This is a genomic window from Psychrobacter sp. Pi2-1, from assembly GCF_904846645.1.
GTDB lineage: Bacteria > Pseudomonadota > Gammaproteobacteria > Pseudomonadales > Moraxellaceae > Psychrobacter.
The window spans coordinates 383,705-405,160 of record NZ_CAJHBO010000001.1; the positions used below are offsets into that span (position 1 = coordinate 383,705).

At 43.8% G+C, this 21,456-nt stretch carries 20 protein-coding genes; 6 read left to right on the top strand and 14 right to left on the bottom strand.

Features of this window, described 5'->3' with window-relative positions:
- Positions 1-14: 14 nt before the first annotated feature.
- From JMX91_RS01460 to JMX91_RS01500, 9 genes are all read right to left on the bottom strand, one after another.
- Entirely contained in the window at positions 15-1,049 is a 1,035-nt protein-coding gene (locus JMX91_RS01460) for a quinone-dependent dihydroorotate dehydrogenase (protein WP_201547363.1), read from the bottom strand.
- Between the two features lie 214 nt (positions 1,050-1,263).
- Positions 1,264-1,665 carry a DUF4870 family protein gene (locus JMX91_RS01465; protein WP_227526596.1) on the bottom strand — a complete coding sequence of 134 codons (402 nt, stop codon included), beginning with the start codon at positions 1,663-1,665 and terminating at the stop codon, positions 1,264-1,266.
- Between the two features lie 202 nt (positions 1,666-1,867).
- Positions 1,868-2,437 carry a type II secretion system protein GspM gene (gene gspM, locus JMX91_RS01470; RefSeq protein ID WP_201547364.1) on the bottom strand — a complete coding sequence of 190 codons (570 nt, stop codon included), beginning with the start codon at positions 2,435-2,437 and terminating at the stop codon, positions 1,868-1,870.
- Between the two features lie 32 nt (positions 2,438-2,469).
- The gene (gene gspL, locus JMX91_RS01475) at positions 2,470-3,741 is read right to left on the bottom strand and encodes a type II secretion system protein GspL (protein ID WP_201547365.1); all 1,272 of its coding nucleotides are present in this window, start codon (positions 3,739-3,741) and stop codon (positions 2,470-2,472) included.
- 191 nt (positions 3,742-3,932) lie between these two features.
- Entirely contained in the window at positions 3,933-4,391 is a 459-nt protein-coding gene (locus JMX91_RS01480) for a SixA phosphatase family protein (protein ID WP_201547366.1), read from the bottom strand.
- Positions 4,392-4,448: 57 nt separating this feature from the next.
- Positions 4,449-5,741, bottom strand: a complete 1,293-nt coding sequence (locus tag JMX91_RS01485; RefSeq protein WP_201547367.1) for an NAD(P)H-dependent glycerol-3-phosphate dehydrogenase — start codon at positions 5,739-5,741, stop codon at positions 4,449-4,451.
- A 127-nt stretch (positions 5,742-5,868) separates the two neighbouring features.
- The gene (locus tag JMX91_RS01490) at positions 5,869-6,537 is read right to left on the bottom strand and encodes a nitroreductase (protein ID WP_201547368.1); all 669 of its coding nucleotides are present in this window, start codon (positions 6,535-6,537) and stop codon (positions 5,869-5,871) included.
- A gap of 121 nt (positions 6,538-6,658) precedes the next feature.
- Entirely contained in the window at positions 6,659-7,759 is a 1,101-nt protein-coding gene (gene zapE / locus JMX91_RS01495; protein ID WP_201547369.1) for a cell division protein ZapE, read from the bottom strand.
- Positions 7,760-7,892: 133 nt separating this feature from the next.
- Positions 7,893-8,552, bottom strand: a complete 660-nt coding sequence (locus tag JMX91_RS01500) for an alpha/beta hydrolase (RefSeq protein ID WP_201547370.1) — start codon at positions 8,550-8,552, stop codon at positions 7,893-7,895.
- Between the two features lie 302 nt (positions 8,553-8,854).
- Between JMX91_RS01500 and JMX91_RS01505 the strand changes: the two genes are divergently transcribed.
- From JMX91_RS01505 to xseB, 3 genes are all read left to right on the top strand, one after another.
- Positions 8,855-9,223 (top strand): hypothetical protein, encoded by a 369-nt coding sequence (locus JMX91_RS01505; protein ID WP_201547371.1) that lies wholly within the window; start codon positions 8,855-8,857, stop codon positions 9,221-9,223.
- Positions 9,224-9,593: 370 nt separating this feature from the next.
- The gene (gene xseA / locus JMX91_RS01510; protein WP_201547372.1) at positions 9,594-11,126 is read left to right on the top strand and encodes an exodeoxyribonuclease VII large subunit; all 1,533 of its coding nucleotides are present in this window, start codon (positions 9,594-9,596) and stop codon (positions 11,124-11,126) included.
- A gap of 58 nt (positions 11,127-11,184) precedes the next feature.
- A complete protein-coding gene (gene xseB / locus JMX91_RS01515; protein WP_201547373.1) occupies positions 11,185-11,430 on the top strand; it encodes an exodeoxyribonuclease VII small subunit in 246 nt (81 codons plus the stop codon).
- A gap of 85 nt (positions 11,431-11,515) precedes the next feature.
- Here xseB and pncB read toward each other — a convergent pair whose 3' ends face one another.
- The 4 genes from pncB to JMX91_RS01535 all read right to left on the bottom strand — a co-directional run bounded on the left by pncB (position 11,516) and on the right by JMX91_RS01535 (position 17,820).
- Complete coding sequence (gene pncB, locus JMX91_RS01520) at positions 11,516-12,742, bottom strand: nicotinate phosphoribosyltransferase (protein ID WP_201547374.1); 1,227 nt, start codon at positions 12,740-12,742, stop codon at positions 11,516-11,518.
- 272 nt (positions 12,743-13,014) lie between these two features.
- Positions 13,015-13,926 carry an ATP-binding cassette domain-containing protein gene (locus JMX91_RS01525; RefSeq protein WP_201547375.1) on the bottom strand — a complete coding sequence of 304 codons (912 nt, stop codon included), beginning with the start codon at positions 13,924-13,926 and terminating at the stop codon, positions 13,015-13,017.
- Between the two features lie 88 nt (positions 13,927-14,014).
- Entirely contained in the window at positions 14,015-15,943 is a 1,929-nt protein-coding gene (locus JMX91_RS01530; protein WP_201547376.1) for a glycine betaine ABC transporter substrate-binding protein, read from the bottom strand.
- Between the two features lie 392 nt (positions 15,944-16,335).
- Positions 16,336-17,820: a coniferyl aldehyde dehydrogenase gene (locus JMX91_RS01535; protein ID WP_201547377.1), complete on the bottom strand. Its 1,485-nt coding sequence runs from the start codon at positions 17,818-17,820 to the stop codon at positions 16,336-16,338.
- A 406-nt stretch (positions 17,821-18,226) separates the two neighbouring features.
- Between JMX91_RS01535 and lipB the strand changes: the two genes are divergently transcribed.
- The 3 genes from lipB to JMX91_RS01550 all read left to right on the top strand — a co-directional run bounded on the left by lipB (position 18,227) and on the right by JMX91_RS01550 (position 20,413).
- Positions 18,227-19,066 carry a lipoyl(octanoyl) transferase LipB gene (gene lipB, locus JMX91_RS01540; protein WP_201547378.1) on the top strand — a complete coding sequence of 280 codons (840 nt, stop codon included), beginning with the start codon at positions 18,227-18,229 and terminating at the stop codon, positions 19,064-19,066.
- 194 nt (positions 19,067-19,260) lie between these two features.
- Positions 19,261-19,791, top strand: a complete 531-nt coding sequence (locus tag JMX91_RS01545; RefSeq protein ID WP_057759479.1) for an inorganic diphosphatase — start codon at positions 19,261-19,263, stop codon at positions 19,789-19,791.
- 157 nt (positions 19,792-19,948) lie between these two features.
- Positions 19,949-20,413, top strand: coding sequence for a hypothetical protein (locus JMX91_RS01550; RefSeq protein WP_101205393.1), 465 nt, complete (start codon positions 19,949-19,951; stop codon positions 20,411-20,413).
- Between the two features lie 146 nt (positions 20,414-20,559).
- Here JMX91_RS01550 and JMX91_RS01555 read toward each other — a convergent pair whose 3' ends face one another.
- Positions 20,560-21,375 carry a sulfite exporter TauE/SafE family protein gene (locus tag JMX91_RS01555; RefSeq protein WP_201547379.1) on the bottom strand — a complete coding sequence of 272 codons (816 nt, stop codon included), beginning with the start codon at positions 21,373-21,375 and terminating at the stop codon, positions 20,560-20,562.
- Positions 21,376-21,456 lie beyond the last annotated feature (81 nt).

A 21,456-nucleotide genomic window follows, 5' to 3' on the forward strand; every position in this document is an offset into this window, starting at 1 on the left:
CCTTATTTATTGGGTTAGCTTTCCATGGCATCGTAATAGCCACCGATTGCCTGAATGCAAGACTGCACCAGCCCAGGACCACGATAGATAAGCCCTGTGTAGAGCTGTACCATGTCTGCGCCTGCTTCGATTTTTTTGACGGCTTTGGCACCACTATCGATACCGCCTACGCCTATCAAAGCGACTTTACCATCTAATTGATCAGAGAACTGTTGCAAAATCTGGGTACTAATATGACTCACAGGACGACCAGATAAGCCGCCCATTTGGTCGCCATCACGCAAGTCTTCGACACCTACGCGGCTCAATGTCGTATTAGTGGCAATCAAACCATCAATTTCAAAGTCTATTAATTGCTGTGAGATATAATCAACTTGCAATGGCTCTAAATCTGGAGCAACTTTAAGCACTAATGGAACATAGAAACCATATTCAGTAGCTAACTGACTGTGACGATTTTTAATTGTATCCATCAGCTGAGTCAGCGCTTCACCACTTTGCAAATCACGTAGGTTTTTGGTGTTTGGCGATGAGATGTTGACCGTAATGTATGAGGCATATGGATACACACGCTCTAAGCAATACACATAATCATCGGCAGCTTGCTCTACCGGCGTATCGGCATTTTTACCAATATTGATACCGATATTGCCTTTATATTTGCAGCGTTTAACATTCTCAATCAGATAATCAACGCCTTCATTGTTAAAGCCCATACGATTGATAATCGCGTCTGCTTGCTTGATTCTAAACAGCCTTGGCTTGTCGTTGCCTACTTGCGGTCTTGGCGTGACGGTTCCTACTTCTATAAAACCAAATCCTAGCTCAGCCAGCGCGTCAATATAATCGCCGTTTTTGTCCATGCCTGCTGCCAGACCAACTGGGTTAGAGAACTGCAAACCCATACAGTCTGTTGGTTGCATTGACTGACCATACGCCAAGCCTAAAACACGCGCTTTATGCGCTTTATCCAATAAAGATAGTGTCATCTCATGGGCGTGTTCGGGATCCATATTAAACAAAAAAGGACGAAGTAAGGCATAAGACATAGTGATGGCAAACCCTGCTTGGAAGAAATAGTGAATAAAAAATGCGAATGAAATCGGGCGCAGCGATTATATCAGCTTAACAGAAATAAGAGCAAAGTTTCAGTCGCTAAATTTCTACATTTAAGCAGTAACCAATACTAATGAATCTCTGCTACATAACGATAAATTGTCGTTTTCTAAGCTAAAAACATAGCACGAAGGTACTCTTAAACATCTACGGTACTGGACGCCCATCAGTCAACGCAATCCAACCACGTATAATGCGATATAAATGCCAGATAAAGGTAAAGGTCATAATCAGTAAACCAAGACCAGCCAATAATATTGAGCCAATAGCGATATTGCCACTATCCGCCAGTACGCTAACGCCAAAGCCGCCCAATGCAAAGGTAATCAAAATGATGCCAATAACGAACCAAACAATACTGTACCAAAAGGTCTTGATTTGCCAGTCAAAATGCGTGGCTAACCATGACCCGTTAGCATCATGGCGCTTGGCATAATTCATGACAATCGGCACAATCCATAGTAAACCCGCAGTAAAGTAGCTGATCACATATAAGAAATAAGTGATATGGTTATAAGTAATTAAAGAACGGCGCTTATCGTTGCTCATACTGTCCCGCATTATGTGAGGTTTTCCTTACTGGTAATATTTTTATTCAATAGTCATATGATTAACTATTTAATGGAGCCAGATAAATGGCTTTTCAATGATACCAACGATAAAGCATTATTTTGCTGTCGAGGTTTGAGTGTTGAATACTAGACACACAGTGTTATAAGTATCTAAAATTTCTATCACAGTCTGACGCGTTTTAAGAAGTGACCGTTGCTTGTACCTGAATAGCTTTATTGGTCAGATCTTGCTGCATAGATAGCTGTGTAAATTGCCAACCTTGCTGTTCAAGCTTACCCAGTGCAGTGCTGACAACCGCTTGACTAGGATGCGTAAAGCTCAGTTGCACTGCATCACCAGTCGCAACCACCTGAGCACCTGCTATACCTGAGTTATTGAGCAGCGCGTTAATACGACTAGCAGGAGGCATATCAACCTCTCCAGTAGCGTTGTTACCAGAATTCAATGCACTACTATCAATATTACCTGCTTGAGCACGCAACCAAAAATAATCCGCCACTTGCTCCTGATAGTCACTCTTACTATCGCTCGCTGCTTGATGAACGCTATAGCCACCATAGCCGCCAATAAACAACAGTAGAAATACGGATAATACAGCTAATGCTAGCTGATCACGGGGAGGCAATGCTTGCCAGCGCGTCGTGAGTACATTTTGATAATTATTCATACGCTCTGATAATACATGAGCCTTAGTACTGGTTGCAGAGAACACTGCATTACGTTTGGTACGGCGTTGTAATCGTTTCATGTTTTGACCTTTATTACCAATACCTTGATGAGTTACGACGCTGCCGCATTGTTTGCCATGTCGCTGTTTTCTGCAATATTGTTTTCTATCACATTGACAGTGACTTGACCACTAAACTGACCTTGCTCATTACTATTCACTTGCGCAAGTTTGGCATTCAAGCCTTGTGCTACCAGTGTACTCGTAAATTTATCAAGACTACCGCGATCTGGAGCAATCAAGGTAAAACTGAGCGCTGATGGCTGCATTACCAGCGACTGTGCATGCAATGAGGACTGCTTAATCAGCGGTGATATGCGTGACAGTGCTGCCATATGTGACGCAGGCGCTTGGCTATCGCTACGCAGTTTTGGTTGCAGCTGTACTTGCAGTTTTGTGCGCGTACTCAGTGGCTCATCGGCGAACCAAGATTGATACTGTGCCGCAATTGCAGTCTTGGTTGCTGCCGTCGCTTCATTATACTTATACCACTGCACACCATCAGTTGCCATTTGCAGCACTAACGCTGATAGCGCAACCATCATCGCCACCCGTAGGTATGGTGATAGTTGTGAGTCAGTAGATTTCATAAAGAAATTAAGCGCGTGACTTTCAGGACTGTCAATTTGCTTAGGTACTGTAGGCAGGGCCGTCAGCAATAGCTGATGATCAGCGATCAGCGCTTTAGTTTGCGCCACTAAATCCATGGGCGATGAGGAATCTAGTGAGTCGACCGATGCGTCAATAGGTGCCTCAATAGACGGCAGTACCATTAATTCACTCAAATGCGGGAAACGCTCAAACATTAGCGGTAAATAGCTGACGGCCATACCCTGACGCAATGATTGGCGCAGCAGCATAGTCTGCGAATCTTGATAAAGGGTCACTTGTTGACCTGCGCCCTCTTCTGGCGGTGGCAACAATAAAAAATCTGGCAGTAACGCTACTATATTCATACCGGCTAGCTGCGCGCTTTGTTGCCATGACTCAATATCGTTTTGTGCCAGTGCGTACAGTTGCGTCGTATCAGCATGGCTCAATTGACGGATGTTCAATTGCTCAATAGGCGTTAATGAGGTTTCTTCAAATAGGTATTGCTTGCCGCTATTACCAAGCTGTTTAAGCTGAGCAGCATTAAGTGCCGTATCCACTTGCAACGCATGACTTGAGGGAAAATATAGACAAAGCGCCTTTTGGCTATTGGATTTATAGTTACCATAGATTGTTTGCAGCTGTTGCCAACCATCAACCATTTGCCATTGCTGTACATCTTCGTGCCAGACAGCTAGCGGGCTATGCTGCGCTCGTAACCAAACATGTAACACTAAACGTGTCCTCAATTATTGCTGCGGTTATCAAAATATCGTTAAGGATTGATGCGGTTTTTGAAAGCATTGGATGATTTTATATGATTGATAAAGGGCTGAACTTTGTACCAATACCATTTTAAATCCGTCATATCTAATCAATTCTGCTCTAGCAAATCGTTTCTAAGCAAAATATTAGAATGTCTAGTCTAATAAGGCTGGTCAGGAACAAATCGATCAACTTCCGTTGCCATGCCAGTCATCACAAACTCCATATCAAACACTCTGGCTTCCGCTAGAGAGAAAGACTCTGGATAATCGCCTGTCAGCAAGCCCGCGATATAGGCGACGATAGACATATGACAAACAACGACCAAACACTCAGCTTCAATATTGGCAATATCTATCAGAGCTTGGCGCGCATCATCCGAGGGCGTGATATTGTCCTGCACAGATGAGGCTACTTGCGGCGCTCGCGACTGGAACGTAGATAAAGTCTGCTGCGCTCTCGTATAAGGGCTAACCACAAAACGATCTGGGCTATAGTGAGTGGTCACATACTCTGCCGTTTGCGCTGCTTGCTGCTGACCAAAGTCCGTCAGCTGACGCGCGCTATCTGGACGTGTTTCGTCTTCTGCTTGACCATGACGTACTAATATAATTTTCATAACCTTCCTTGGAGCGCTAAGTTCGACTCTCTTAATACTGATTTTTAACGGTGTGTCTTACTTATCAGCATCGCTGTCTTTGCTTTTGGTATTACTGCCAGAGGTTTTCATATGAGCCGTAAGTGCTGCATTGCTATGATCATGTGCCATGACAAACTCAACATCGCTACGGAATCCTGCTTCCATTAGATGTAACGCAACGCCTAGAGCAGCCTTGTCTTCATAAATGACCGCATAGAGCGCATGAGTAATTGGCATATAGATACCCGCTTTGGTCGCTTTTTCATGTACTTGCTGAATGGTATTTACCCCTTCAGCAGTTTGGCCAAGCTTTTTGACCGCGGCATCAATGCTCATACCACGACCGAGCATATTACCGATACGATAGTTACGACTTAGCTCTGAGCTACAAGTAGCATATAAATCGCCTACGCCAGATAAGCCCAAGAAAGTGAGCGGATTGGCACCTTCTTCAACGCCAAAACGACTCATTTCTGCCAAAGCACGAGTAAGAATCATCGCCTTCGTATTCTCACCTACTTCATAAGCGGCTGCCATACCCATGGCAATTGCGTAGATATTTTTGAGCGCGCCGCCAAGCTCGACGCCGCGTATATCATCACTAGCAAATACCCTAAAGAAGGCACTGTGTAGTGCTGCTTGTACGGCATGACGTAATGGTTCCGATTCACTTGCGATAACCGTAGCAGACGGCATATTTTTCATGATTTCGATAGCGAGGTTCGGTCCTGACATGACGCCAAAGTTCACTTCTGGCAGCACTTCTTTGATGATATCGCTCATCATCGCAAAGGTGTCTTTTTCCATGCCTTTAGTCAACGACACAATAGACTGACCACTAATAAAAGGCGCAATATTCTTTAGCGTTTCACGAAAAGCTAAACCTGGCACAGCGATAAAAATAATGTCTTTGTCTTTGACGCTTGCCGCCAAATCATGGCTGTACTTCAATCGATCATCAAGCTTATAGCCTGGTAGATACTTTTTATTGGTCTGTGTTTTGGCCATCGCTTTTACGGTACGCTTATTACGTACCCACAGCGTAGTATCACAGCCATTACGTGCGGCTAAATTTGCCATTGCCGTACCGAAGCTACCACCCCCTAAAAACGCCAAACGCAGCTTGGTTGGATTGCTATGAATGTCGGCCATATCCTTTGCCACAGCTGATTCAACAGGGCTAGGATTTGACTTTTTACGGCCGAGACCTGACTTGGTTGCTCGCTCAAGAATACCTGCAAGCATACCGTTATGCTTTTCAGACGACTCTTTGTCCGTTTCATTATTAGCACTGGTGTTGTTTTTATTACTATTGTTAGGGCTTGTCATGTTCTTTTATCCGTGTTGACTGACGTATTATCAATGGAATCTATCGTGCTCAGCTACTGAGCCTTATTATCTTTGAATTACAACTTTATGCAATTATAATCTTATAAATAGACAATACTGAGCTACATTACGACTCGAAGCGAACTAGCGGTTCGATATCAATAGGTTTGCGTTTGGACTCATCCTTGGGGCTTGTGCCAGTATAAACAAAAGCGGTCACATAATCATCTGCGCCTACACCGAAATACGCTTTTACTGCAGGCTCATTACACAGCAGCCCAGTGCGCCAAACGGTACTAAACCCTTGGGCCTTTAATGCCAAAATTAGATTTTGCACAGCAGCACCCGCACTGAGCATCTGCTCAAAAGGTGGTACTTTTTTGTGTTCTTGCATTTGAGTTACAGCCGTTATGATCAGCGGCGCTCGCAGCGGCATATTTTGAGTTTTAGTGATGGTTTTTTCAGACAACTCTTCACCATCTTGTAGCGCTTTTGCTTGGGCAGCTTCGAGCAAAGCACGGCCTAATTCATGGCGCGCCTCACCTTGCGTCACGATAAACCGCCACGGACGTAATTTTTTATGATCTGGCGCAGTTGCCGCACACTCAATGGCAGATTCAATCTGCGCACGTGTTGGTGCTGGCTCATCTAGATTACCCATGCTGCGTCTTGAATTTATCCAGCCTATCAGCTCTTCACTGGTAGATGAGATATCATTCGCTGCTACATTCTTAATAGACAGTTTGTTGTCTTCAGTTTCTTGGCTTTCATTATCAGCATTGTCAGATGTAGTCATTGTTTTATCCTTATTTATTATTATCTATCACTACTTATTATTTATAATATCATTTTCTTATTTTTTAACAGCTATAGAGAAGTTGAGAGCTACACATATGCAGCCTCAACTCAGCGATAAACTACGCAACATCTTCGACTCGATGATCCATGCGTAGATAGTCTTCTGACTGCATCTCAAGCAGACGTGAGCGAGTACGTTCAATCTCAAACGCCAACTTTTCTCCTTGGTACAAGTCTAGAATCGGCTGCTCTGCCCGTACCAATAATTTCACACGGCGATCATAAAATTCATCGACGAGATAAATAAAGCGGCGCGTTGGATCACGCAAGTCGTCATCTAGTGCTGGTACAGAGTCAACTAAAACAGTACTAAAGCGTTTGGCAAGCTCAATAAAATCAGCGGCTGATCGCGGCGCCATACAAAGATGACGGAAGTCACAGAATAAGATATCTTCGGTACAAGCGTTGATTTTCACTTCTCGTCCATTGATAGTAATGGGCTCTTTATTGATTTTCTGATTATTCGACAAGCTCGCAAAACGGTTGGCTAACCAATGGTAGTTTGCCTTAGTAAGCGGCGCTTCGTATAGCTCAGCTTGCTGTAATACGCGCAGACGATAATCAATTCCCGAGTCGATATTCATTACCGTCGTATGACGCTCAACTTCCGCAATGGCAGGCATAAAACGGTCACGATGTAAGCCATCTTTATACAATCCAGCTGGCTCAATGTTTGAAGTAGCAACCAAAGTAATACCGCGATTGAACAGCATAGTGAACAAATCGCCCAATATCATGGCATCAGAGACATTAGAAACAAAAAACTCATCAAAACAGATGATAACCGCTTCTTTATAAATAATATCGGCGACTTTTTCGAGTGGATCGCTCTCACCTTGTAGTTTGTTAAGCTCTCTATGGACACGCTGCATAAAATGATGAAAATGCAGACGCATTTTGCGCTCGATGGTCAACGAGTCATAAAACATGTCCATCATCCACGTTTTACCGCGGCCAACACCGCCCCACATATAAAGACCCGTTGGCGCGACTGGCTTGGATTTCAAAAAACCAAAAAAACCTTTCTTTTGCGGTGCACTATTGATGAGCTGATGGTATATCTCATCAAGATAGCTCATGGCCTGAAATTGCTGCTCATCCCGAGTAAACTCATCTGTACTGACGGCTTTCTCGTAACGTTGCAATGGAGATAAACTCATAATACGACTCATCGTTGAATTAAATAAATATCAAAATAGTAGGATAATTTAGCATAACGCTGGTGCTGCCAAGCAAGCCATGCTAAACCATATCAAAACGAAAACCATCAATTTGAACTAGGTAACAAATAAATTAGCTGTCCTGCCTAAAGCTATGCTTGTCTAATAAGCCCTTGAGCTCTGATAAGCGACCATGGAAGAAATGACCCGCGCCATCAACCACGCTGACTTCAATGCCTAATCGGTCTGCAAATGCCTGCATATTATCAGGTTCAATCACTTCATCGGCATTACCATAAATCTCAAAAGTTCTATCCGCAGGCAAACTAATATCAGTACTATCGTTTTTTTCGACTGATGGTGCGATAAGGGCGATTTTCGTTACTTCAAAGTCACCCAATCCCCATATATGTGCGGCTTCAAGCACTTGCTCAGCCACGCGTGCCGTGACATAGCCACCAAAAGAAAAACCACCCAGCCATAGCTTTCGAGCATTGGTTTGTTCAGCAATCCATTGTAACACGGTCATTGCATCGACCACTTCACCTTCCGCGTAATCATGCTCGCCTGTCGATTGACCAACGCCGCGAAAGTTAAAGCGCACCACATGCATACCATTGTCGCGGGCAAAGCGATACATGGTGGTGACCACCTTGTTATTCATCGTACCATCAAACAATGGATTGGGATGGCAAAGCAGCGCCACCGTGTCTGTATTTGGGTCATTGGGATTGTCATTTTGCCACAGTGCGTCAACCTCTAGCACGCCAGCAGGAGCAGGAATTAATTGCATAGTATTACTTATTAATAAAAAATGAATGGCTCAATTATCCTAGATACAATTTATATTTCAAGTGATTTGCTGTGTACGGATGCGACTTGTTTTATTTTTGGTCAATAACGGTTGTCTACAGTTTTGCAATATTGCTGTTCTCAAGATATTAAACTGGTTTATATCTGGGGCAAGGTTCATCGGCAATATACTGGTAATACAGCACACAATAACTGTCTAGACAGGTAATATCTAGATAAGCTACATTCATAAAGCTTTGCCTATAGCTAAGACGTTCAGCCTATATAAATCAGGAATTACTTATGAATACTTTTAATAAAACTGCCAGCTTAACGGCAACGTTAATGGCTGCACTTGCTTTGAGCGCCTGTCAAAGTACACCTTCTTCACCCGTGATTCAGCGTGCCAACTCTATCTATGAGACAACCGGTATCGCTGATACCAAAGTCAAAGCACAACAAAATGCGATCGATAGTGCGCAAAAAACCTGTCGAAGCAAGCAAGTGATTATCGTTGATGACAACGTAAAATATAACGGTATCTTAAACGAACGCACTGGCCGTATGGTTGGTCAAGTAGGTGCTGTCGTTGGCTCGATATTTGGCACGGGTACACCAGATTTGTCACGTAGCGATGATTATGAATACACCATTAACTTCCGTTGCCAATAAATATAGTCAATACTATATAAAACAGATACAGTGTCAGGCTCACTCAGTCTACTATTTGTAGCACTTTCGCTTGCCTTCCTTGTATCTGGATTATCTTGGATCGACTATATCTAGCTAAAAATATCCATCTACTTTTCTCTACACGACAATCTCTTTTAGACGCAAACAGGTTTACGCTCTAACCGCTAACATTAAGTGACATACAATTCTTCTCTGATTAAACAGCCAACAAACTGCGATATAGATAATATATCAGTCAAAGCTTGTTGGCTTCGCTTTTTGTGCTCTTCTTTTTAAGTTAAACTATCCGCTATCGTATTCAGCACATCCTCGTCAGTCTTTATATTTTCATTATCTTTGGTCTAATATTATGCGCAAACCCAATCTTTCAAATATTAAACAGGCCAAAGTATTAGCACCTGCCAAAGATTTGGCCACTCTAGAGGCAGAACTCGCTGAGCAGGAAGACCATCTAGAGGATACGGTCCTACGCCTAAGTGATTACTTATCAGCGGTTGAGATGGTCATCAAACAAACTTTTGACCACCGTGTCTGGGTAAAAGCTGAAATCCGTAATCTGTCAAGTAAAGGTGGTCATTACTACTTTGAACTGGCAGAAAAAGATGACGATGGCAAAGTGGTCGCCAGCTGCCGTGGCAATCTATGGCGTTTTAAAGCGGCTCGTGTATTAGCCAAGTTTGAGCGCGCGACTGGTATGCCGCTTGAGCGTGATTTGACCGTACTCCTCAAAGTATCGGCAGGCTTCCATGCCCAGTACGGCTTTTCAATCACCATTGAAGATATTGATCCCAGCTATACGCTAGGCGACTTGGCACGGCAATATGCAGAAATGGTTGACCGCCTAACAGGTGAAGGGCTATTACATCTTAATCAACAGCTACCTGCCCCTTTTGATATCGAGCATGTGCTAGTCATCGCCCCTGAAAAGGCAGCAGGCTTGGGTGATTTTCAAGCAGATGCCGATCGCTTAGCCAGTACAGGTGCGTGTCACTTCCACTACCATAGTGCGACTTTTCAGGGCAATCATGCACCCGCTGAAATCCGTCAAGCAATCGTTAGCGCCCAGCAGCAGTTTTACGATACTTATCAGCGTCTACCAGACTTGTTGGTTATTATTCGTGGTGGCGGTGCGGTTGGTGATTTGGCTTATCTCAATGATTATGAGCTAGCAGCTTTGGTTGCCGAACAGCCTATTCCTGTCTGGGTAGGTATCGGTCATGAGCGTGACAAAGTCATCTTAGATGAAGTGGCGCATATCAGCTTTGACACACCCTCAAAGGTGATTGCTGCCATCCATAGCCATTTAGCCCAGCTCGTCACTCAGACGCTACAATATCAAGCGCAAATCAAGCAAGCGGCTCAGCGTCAATTGAATATTGCTGAGCAACAAACCGCACGCCAGTTAAGCCAAATACAGTCGCAAACGATTGGGCAGCTCACCGCTCTACGAAAAGACAGTGACTATGCATGGCGCAGTATTCAACAAAGTGCCCAGCGCCAAGTAAAGCAAGCAGTCAGGCTGACGGCTGAGCGATACACACAAACGCAAACCTTGGCGCGTCAACAGCTCGCAAAAGCCGCTACCAATAGCAAAAGTCATCAAGAGACAATCATGCAGAACGCGCAGCAGCAAATTGTGCAAGCACAGCGCGATAGCGAACATCTACGTGACATCGTGCTATTACATCGACCGTCTCGCGTACTCAAGCAAGGCTATACCATGCTCACGGATGCTCAAAAAAAGCAGACGCTCACTAGTAGCACCCAACTGTATCCTGAGCAAACCGTCAATATTATTTTAAAAGATGGCAATGCAAAAGCGCAGATTATCGATGTCAATATGGATAAAGAAGCGATAGAAACTTCAGGCACTCCAACTTAACCACATAATAATATCTACAGATTACTCATCTACTTACCTTTAACAATTAGGAAATTTTATGACTACCCCTACTCGCCGACGCAAAAAAGCCGCCCCAAAAACCTTTAAGGCGGCTTATGATATTTTAAAAACCAATGCGGCTGAACTACAGCAACAGGACGAGCCTGATATTGATAATCTGATGACAACGGTTGAAGAGTCTATTGCCGCTTATCGCGTTTGCGAGACTCGTATCAACGCCGTGCAACAAGCATTGGATGCAGCCTTTGCCGAAGAAAAATCTACCAGCATTGTTGATAGTTAAACGAAAAACAGCCACTAGATAGCAGCTGTTTGGCCAAACTAAGCGCATCAATCTCATTTGGCAATGCAACCGTTTGATATTCTGTTTACTCTGGTTCGTCAACCTCAAAGACTTGGCGCAGATAGGCAAGATACGTGTCGTTATTGATCATGGTCTTGCCTGGGCTATCAGACAGCTTGGCGACTGGCTGACCATTACACTCTACCAACTTGAGCACGATATTAATCGGCGTAATGCCCATATCATTGGTCAGATTGGTGCCAATACCAAAGCTAGTTCTGATGCGACCTTTGAAATATTGATGCAACTCCCACGCCTTCTCTAAATCCAACCCATCGCTAAAGGTCAAAATCTTTGTCTTTGGGTCTATTTTTAACTTCTCATAATGGGCAATCGCCTTATCACCCCAGATGTAAGGGTCACCACTATCATGACGCAGACCGTCGAATAGCTTAGCAAAATACAAGTCGAAATCACGTAAGAACGCATCCATGCCGACTACATCTGTCAATGCAATACCCAAGTCGCCACGGTACTCATGCACCCACGCTTCAAGCGCGGCCTTTTGTGAGTCACGCAGACGCACATCTAATGCCTGAAACGCCTGCATAAACTCATGTGCCATGGTGCCTATCGGCGTCATTCCTAGTTGCTTGGCCAAATACACGTTTGATGTACCACCGACTATCTTTGGCTCGGCTTTATGTAGCGTTTCCACTACATGTGCCTGCCAACGTCGACTAAAACGTCTACGCGTGCCAAAATCAGCGACGATAAATGGCGGCGTATCGTGACCGTACTGGGTTTGCGCTTCGGCATACTGATGTAAGAGTGCTACTTTTTCATCGAGGCGACGTTGCCCTTCTTCTATCACGCTGTCATTAGATAGCGCATTAAAATACAGCTCATTGACAATGGCCAATACAAATACTTCAAAGAACATCGCTTGAATCATCGGCCCTTCGATATCGATAAACAGGCGACCTTTATCGTCTGTACTTACCGTAATAAAGCGGCGTTTTAGCTTAAACAACTCTAGATAATCAACGAAATCTGAGCGAATAAAGCGTAGGCTACGCAAGTACTCAAGCTCATCTGGCAAAAATCGCAATTCGCATAAGCTGTCTAGTTGCTGCTCTAAATCCTTTTGGATGTCAGCCAATGGATAGGCTGCATCTTTGTTATTACGGCAACGAAAGCGATAAACACCATGGGTTTGCGGGAACTGATGCAGCATGGCTTGTAACATCGTAAATTTGTACAAATCATTATCAAGCAATGAAGTAATAATAGGTGCATAAGAAACGGTCATGCTATGGCCTTAAAAGTGCAAAATAAGAAACAAACGTCATTTGATAGACAAAGCGACATCATATGTGGACGATAAACAATACACGCTCATTCATTATGAGCCATCGATAAACCGTTCAGTATAACGAAGTTTGGTATTTATTTCAGAGTTCACTTTTGATTGCAGCAAAATGATAGTGAAAAGCCAGTAAAATGATTGCGATTATTTACACCATTCATAAAAACATTGTATAAGTCTATCCAGACAATCTATTCATAAATGGTTAGCACAACCTATGATTTTGCACTCATAAACTGCTCGACATAGTCATCAGCAGGATTATGCCGCAACTCGCTTGGCGTCCCCGTTTGTATAAGCCGACCACCATTTAGCATACTGATACGCTGACCTACTTTGACAGCTTCATCGATATCATGGGTAATAAATACAATGGTCTTGTTCAATCGATCTTGTAATTCGAGTAGCTGGTCTTGCAACTGAGCGCGAATGAGCGGATCAAGTGCAGAGAACGCTTCATCCATTAGCAAAATTGGATTATCCGTCGCTAAGGCACGAGCCAAACCAACGCGCTGCTGCATTCCCCCTGAGAGCTCATCAGGGTAGCTGTTTTCCAAATTGGATAGACCTACTTCATTAAGCCAATGTCGAGCCGTTTCGTGTCGCTCGTTTACGCTCATTTTTCGGACACGCAGACCATAAGCAACGTTTTGTATGACCGTCATATGCGGCACTAAGCCGAAATGCTGAAAAACCATACTGACGGTCTGCTGACGATAATGCTGCAACTGTTTATCGTTGAGCGCTAAAATATTAATAGCCGTAGCAGAACGCTCTTCTACTACCGTACTTGTATTATCTGTCGCTGATTGCCTATCAGTCGTTGTATGAGTCGCATCTTCTCTATTCAGAGCAGTATCTACCCATATCTCACCACTGGTTGGATCTATCAAACGATTAATATGGCGTATCAGCGTTGATTTTCCTGAGCCTGACAGACCCATGATGCAATGCAACTCGCCTGCCTTGATATCTAGATTGATATCATACAGACCAACTGAATAGCCCGTTTGCTCTTTTACTTTGATGCTATCCATACCCTCAGCCAGCAATGCCAATGCAGACTGTGCTTGCGTGCTACTGGCATTATAAATCTTACTGATATTTTTTAGTTGAATATGATTCATCGGTGCTCTCACTATTCACGTGGTTTTTATTATCAGGGCTTCGGTCGATTACCATGGGTTCAGTCATATGCCACCATTACACAACCTTCTACCCAATCGGACGTCTGCCTGCTTCGATGTTTTTTTGACGGGTACGCTTACCTTGACCAAATGCTTGCGTAATACGATCAATGATAATGGCAACGATAACGATGGCCGTACCTGCTTGTAGGCCCTGACCGATATTGAGCGTTTGGATAGACTGCAACACATCTTCACCAAGACCAGGAGCACCAATCATTGAGGCCAATACCACCATGGCAAGTGACATCATCACAGCCTGATTGATACCTGCCATAATACTGGGCAACGCTTGTGGCAATTTAATCCAAAGAAGTAGCTGTAAATGCGTACTACCAAAGGATCGTCCTGCTTCGACCATTTCATGATTGACTTGTGTAATCCCTAACGTCGTCAGACGAATCAAGGGTGGCAGCGCATAAATCACAGTCGCGAATAACGCAGGCACTTTACCAATACCAAACAACATCAGCACTGGTATGAGATATACAAAACTCGGCATGGTCTGCATGATATCTAACACTGGCGTCACAGTCTTGCGTAGCAGTTTGCTACCTGACATAGCGATACCAATAGGAATACCAATCACCACCGTGACCAGTACCGATACGATAAGCAGCGCTAGAGTGTCAATTAATGCGCCCCATAAGCCAAAAGCACCAATCAAAAACAACCCTGCACCACATGCCAGCGCGAACCAAATCTTGCGGACACCAAACCAGCCAAGCACAGTCACAAATGCAATAATAAGCCAAGGCGGGACAACCGTTAATAATCGTTTAATAGGTAATAGCAGGTAAGTAAGCGCCATTGTGCTAATAGTACGAAATACATCGCCATAGTTTTGGACGACGTTTGCTAAGGCATTATTGAGTGGGGTCTCAAGCGACCATGAAGGAAAGCTTGATGCGAGCGCTGACGCATTGATACTAGATGCAGTTGCTTCTGTAGAGATAGCACCCGTTGAGCTAAGACCTAACTTGGTAGCGAGATTGGTAGCAGCCTCATCGGATAACCATGCTTGCCAAACCTCTGGGTTGTCACGCAAAAACACCACGGCTTGCTCATCTCCAGTACGTTTACTTTCGCTCATCTCCAAGATAGCACCGTTGAGCTCATCAGAGGTAAATTGCACCTTTTCAAAGACAGCTGCTAGTTCGGGATTGGATTCGACAAACGGGGTAGAAACAGCAATACCTAACGGTGATACTGGGAATCCTGACACGCAATCCATCTTACCATCAGCGAGCAGCAGATTTTGCCAACAAGCATCCTCATAAGCTGGAAACTCTAATGGCGCAAGGTCATATTTTGCCATTAGCCCAGTGGGTTGCCAGTAGTAAAACAACAGTGGCTTATGCTGTTCAAAAGCGGAGGCAATTTCGGCATCGAGAGCAGCACCTGTACCAGGGTGTGCGTTGTTAAAAAGACTGTCTAGACCGGTGGTTTTTAGCAAACGTGTGTTAAAAATCTCACACGTCCAACCAGAAGGACAGTTCATAAAGCGTGATCTACCAGGATCTTCAGGGTCTTTAAATAGCTCAGTATATTTGGGCAAATCTTGATAGCTGCGTAGTCCTGGGTTCTCTTCCAAGACGTATCTTGGGACATACCAGCCTTGAGTTGCACCGCCTTTTAGCGTATCGCCGATGATGGCCACTTTATTCTGCTCAATGGCTTTTTCCATGATTGGCGAGCGACCAACCCACTGCTCCCCGATGACCTGAATATCGTTCTGTGAGAGCGCTGTATCAAGTGCAGGCCCTGCTCCTGGTACTTCTTCTACTGTGCAGCCGTACCCATCTTCTACGATATGTCTGAGTACGCCGGAGGTAAATTGCCCACTCTCCCAGGTTAGCGCCCCAAATTTAATCGGTGATTCACACGCCGCTGACGCCGATACAGGCAGTAGTATCGCGCTCATCCACAGTAAGCTTAATGCAATCCATTGGCGCATACTCTTTCCTATTATTATGTTGTATCGGCATGAAATCACTATTAAAACAATAGAGCTAAAAAACAGCTGAAAGGTCTATATCATGTTTACCAATGCTAGCTCTAGACCATTCAGCTACTATCTACTGTTGTTTAGACTTACTACAAAGTGTAGCGATTTATAGAAGTGATGACAAACGCTTATTTGTCGATTAATTCAGTATACAAATTTACGATAATTTTAATAAAGCTCTTATAACAAGTCGCTCTTAATTTTAGAAATCTATGTTTATAAATTCATATTTTAGATAAAAAAATAGCACCTATCTGGATAGGTGCTATTGGTTATGATATCGATTAAAAAGGTCACTATTAATTTCTATAGCTACTATAAAATGTCTAACTCAAGAATCGTTATTTTAAAAACAGTGCCATCGCCTTTTTAAACAGTCCACCATAAGGCGGCAATAATAAATTCAGACCATTGAGCTTGGTTTGTACAAAAATAGGCTTCATATGGCTGAGGCGTTCAAAGCCAGCCTTACCATGATATGCGCCAGTACCAGAGTCACCCACACCACCAAACGGCAAGTCATGCTGAGCCACATGTATCAAAACTTCGTTGATACATAAGCCACCCGAGACCGTATTGTTACGCACGTTTTCGATACTGCTGTAGTTATCACTAAACACATATAGCGCCAATGGCCGTGGACGCGAGTTCACAAAGTAAATGGCATCATCAAGCGTCTCATAATGCATCAGCGGCAATATCGGGGCAAAAATCTCATTTTGCATGAGGTCGCTGTCAGGCGCAGGCTCGCTGACGATGACTGGCGGCATTAGACGGTTTTCTATATTGGGTTCGGCGCCAGTTAACGCATGTACCTCGCCGCCTGTTAACGCATCTAGATAGCCTTTTACCCGTTTGAACTGCTCACCATTAATAATGCGAGAATAATCTGGGTTTTCTTCAATATTAGGATAATGCTTGGTCATCCACTCTTTTGCGAATTGGATAAACTGGTCATGGTATTGGCGCTGAATCAAGACATAATCTGGCGCAATACACGTCTGTCCAGCATTTAGTGTCTTACCCATCATCACTCGATTGACGACAGACTCTAGATTGGCATCATCTAGTACAATCACAGGTGATTTGCCACCAAGCTCAAGCGTCACTGGTGTTAGATTTGGCGCAGCGGCAGCCATGACCTTTTTGCCCACTGCAGTCGATCCGGTATATAGCAGATGGTCAAATGGTAGCTCACTAAAGGCGGCGGCAATCTCAACTTCACCGAGTACCACACAGATCATATCTGGCGAAAAATAACGAGCAATAGCGTCAGCAAACGTCTGAGCAAATTGCGGCGCAGCTTCACTCATTTTGACCATAATGCGGTTACCCGCAGTGATTGCATCAATCATCGGGCCAATTGCTAAAAATAACGGATAGTTCCAAGGCACCATGATACCGACCACACCCAATGGCTGCGGCTGAATTTCATTATGAGCTGGCATATATAGCGCTGAAATAGGCGCACGATGGGCTTTCATCCATTTTTTGCCGTGTTTCTTGGCGTGGCTGATACCGGTAAAGCTAGGAAATAACTCAGCAAACTGCGTCTCTGACTGGCTACGATAGCCAAAATCTGCACTAATTGCCTTTGCAAAACTCTCTTGGTTATCGCTAAGCATCACTTCTAGATTGTCTAGCTGCGTCGTACGTGTGCCCCAATCATTGATTGGCTGGGTACGGCTTAACATTTGCAAGCGTGAAAATTGCGCTTTCATCTCATCGATAGTCTTCGCCGTACTTAGTGCTTCAGGCACACGCTGCAGCGCAAAACCGGTCTCGGTCACTGGCTGCTCATGGGCGCTTTGGTTGCTATCTGTCATTTGTCTTCCTTGTCATAATCATAGTAATAGTCATAAGGTTTGTAGTCACTACATTATATTGGGTTAGAGGCTCTATCTTTCTAGTCAGGTGCACTCTTTGATAACCTACTCTGACTATAAACTTCATCAGATTCCATTCATCACACTTTAATGTAGCGCATCGACTGAGCAATGAACAGCATCTTTAGTTGACTACTGCGTCTGTACTAGCAGCACCGCTATGAACCACTTGCCACGGTTCTATACCTATTATTTCGTCAGCCATTGTTAGCTGTTTATTATTAGCATTTATGCCACTTACAGACATTGCGACAGTATATATCTTTGGGCGATAGTCGCCAAAACTGCTACACTACCGATGAGCATTATTTATTTTAAACTTGATAATAATAAGACAGATACTCTCATGCAAAATGACACACAACTCCTTAATGATACGCTTGTCAGCAAATCTCTCTCAGCGGCCGATTATGTCCCTACTCTAGATGCGATGCTGGCACGCACCCTTGAACGTATCGATCTAAAGAAACGACAAGGGCTGCGTACGCCTGATGAATTATGGATTGTAGATCATAACGACGTCTACACGCTTGGACAGGCAGGCAAAGAAGAACACATATTACAGCGTACTGACACGCCTATCATCAAGACCGATCGCGGTGGTCAAGTGACATGGCATGGTCATGGGCAGTTAGTGATCTATTGGTTGTTTGACTTGGACAGTCTTAAATGGAGTGTGCGCAATCTTGTCTCCCATGCTGAGCAAGCGATAGAAGACGTCATCAACGACTGTTTGCGTAGCTCACCATCTAATAGTGACAATATCAGTGCTCATGCGCGCCGCGATGCCCCAGGTGTCTACCTATATGCAGATACTGCTGCAACAGATGACAGCACCTTTACAGATGACAACTCTCTTGATAATAAGATTATGCTTGGCAAAATGGCCTCGCTAGGCTTTAAGATTAAGCATGGTTTTAGCTACCATGGTATTGCGATTAATTTAAATTGTGACCTGTCTTCATTTAACGCCATCAATCCTTGTGGCTATGCCGGCATGCAAATGTTGCGACTGTCTGATTTTGTAGCCATGCAGACAGATTCAGAGCAAACAAAGCCGGAGGCGCAGACCGAGCAGCAAATTAGCGATTCATTCAGCTATGAGACAGTCACTCAAAAACTTATTGATAACATCGCCAAGCGCCATGCTGGTCTGATTGAGTTGCGAGCTATCGCACCTAAGTAAGTTTTGAGTCCGTTTTTGCATAATCTTTTTTTGCATAATATCTTGCACGCTTAGACTTAAGCATTAAGAGAAAATTCAGTACAAACTTGCTATAATCACATGCAGTACAAATCGGACGCAGCAACTATCCTTGCTGGATCCCTAGCTCAACCCCTTATTCAAACATTTAAAACAAAAGCAAATTGGAGCATTTTATGGCAGATTTTAACAAAATTTTGGACGCAGGCGACGTAGACGGCGGCATCATCAACGTAGTAGTAGAGATCCCAGCTGGTAGCAGCCATAAAATTGAGTGGAATCGCGAATTAGCAGTATTTGAGCTTGACCGTATTGACCCACAGATTTTTGCCAAACCTTGTAACTATGGTTTCATCCCACAAACACTTGACGAAGACGGCGATGAGCTTGACGTATTGCTACTGACTGAGCAGCCACTACCGACTGGTATTTTCTTAAAAGCAAAAGTTATCGGTGTGATGAAGTTTGTCGATGATGGCGAAGTAGATGACAAAATCGTCGTTGTCCCTGCTGATGACCGTGACACAGGCAATGCTTACAACAGCTTAGAAGACCTACCAAAGCAGTTGATTAACCAATTAGAGTTCCATTTCAGTCATTACAAAGACCTGAAAAAAGCTGGTACGACGGTTGTTGAATCTTGGGGCGATGTCGCAGAAGCGAAAGAAGTTATCAAAGAGTCTATCCAACGCTGGAAAGATCTATAATTATCAAATATTGGCAAAAATGCCGATAACGATAAATCATAAAATACCGCAGTCACCATAGTGGCCGCGGTATTTTTTTGCTTGAACATTGCTTATCTAACATGGTTATAATGAGCATATTACTCATTCACACTTATACGCCGTAATAAGGACAATCATGTTTAACCCCGACCCTAGCGCAAAACCGGTCAATACCAAGTTGCCAAGAGACGTCATTATGATGGTCGAAAAAAACAACCTAGTAATGGCTATTAAAACTTTGGCGGCAGATGAAAACATCAGTATGGATGAAGCCAAAAGTAGGATTGATGCTTATGAGACCCAGCTGAAAGTAAAGCAACAACAGAAGCTCAACACTATCGCTAGTAAACAGGGCATTCCAAATCAAGCCATTAGCTTTGATAGAGAGCAAGAAGAAGACGAGCCTGGGCCATTGGTAAAAAATCGTGTTAAAACGACTAAGCAGAGCCAAGGGTTTAAAGGGCTGCAGGACGGTGTCGATAGTCAGTTGAATGACTTAGGCTATAAGAAACCTCTACTGCCTTATTGGCTAAAACGATTGCTCGTGATCGCTGTCTTGATGATAGGAATATTTTGGATATTATGGCGAGTATTTGGTTAAGTGATTTAGCTAAATAAGAAACTGGCTCGACATATTCCCCATACAGCTACATACCGATTAGCTATAATTTAAGAATGTAGCTAGTCGGTATGCTAATTGAAAACCTGCCCTTGAATCCTTTCAATCGTCCATTAATCTCAAATCACTTAGAACAATCCTTTATATAAGAAGTAACAGCCTACGACGGTCAACAGTACCGCAAAGCATTTTTTTAACAACTGCGGCGATAATGCATGAGCGACTTTTGCGCCTAGCTTGGCGGTGAAAAAGCTCATGATGCTAATGCCTAAAAAAGCATAGATATGGACAAAGCCAATCGTATTGGGCACGTCGACTTGCGCTTGCATACCAAAGAACATAAACCCTAGCGCACCTGCAATGGCGATAGGTAAACCACAAGCGGCTGAGGTTCCAACGGCTTTTTGCATAACCACACCGTAACGCGTGAGGTAAGGTACGGTTAAGCTACCACCGCCAATCCCAAAAATAGCAGAAGCGATACCGATACCCGCCCCTGCTGCTAGCTGTTTAGGCTTTGAAGGCAAGGCTATATGGACATTGCTAGCATCGTTATTTGCTTTCTTTTTGCCACCCATAAACATTTTATAAGCGACCCAAAGCAAAAACACACCAACAATCAACTGAAGATATAATCCAGATATCTGTCCTGCGATCCCCGCCCCTAAAAAACAGCCTATTGCTAAGCCTGGCGTCAGATTTTTGAAAACAGGCCACATGACTGCGCCCTTTTTGTTATGCGCCATGAGCGAGCTTATGGATGTAACGATAATAGTCGCCAGTGAAGTACCCAAGGCCAAGTGCATAATACTGTCAGGACTGTAACCCATTTGCGTAAAGACAATAAATAGCAGTGGTACGATAATAGTCCCACCGCCCACTCCAAATAGCCCCGCAGCAAATCCTGCTAGCGCCCCTATTACTAAAAAAGTTATTAATTCCACAGGATAGTTACTTCTTATTTAGATTTAATGAGATGATAATTATAGTTAAATGACTGCTCAATATTGAACGAGCAATAGTCC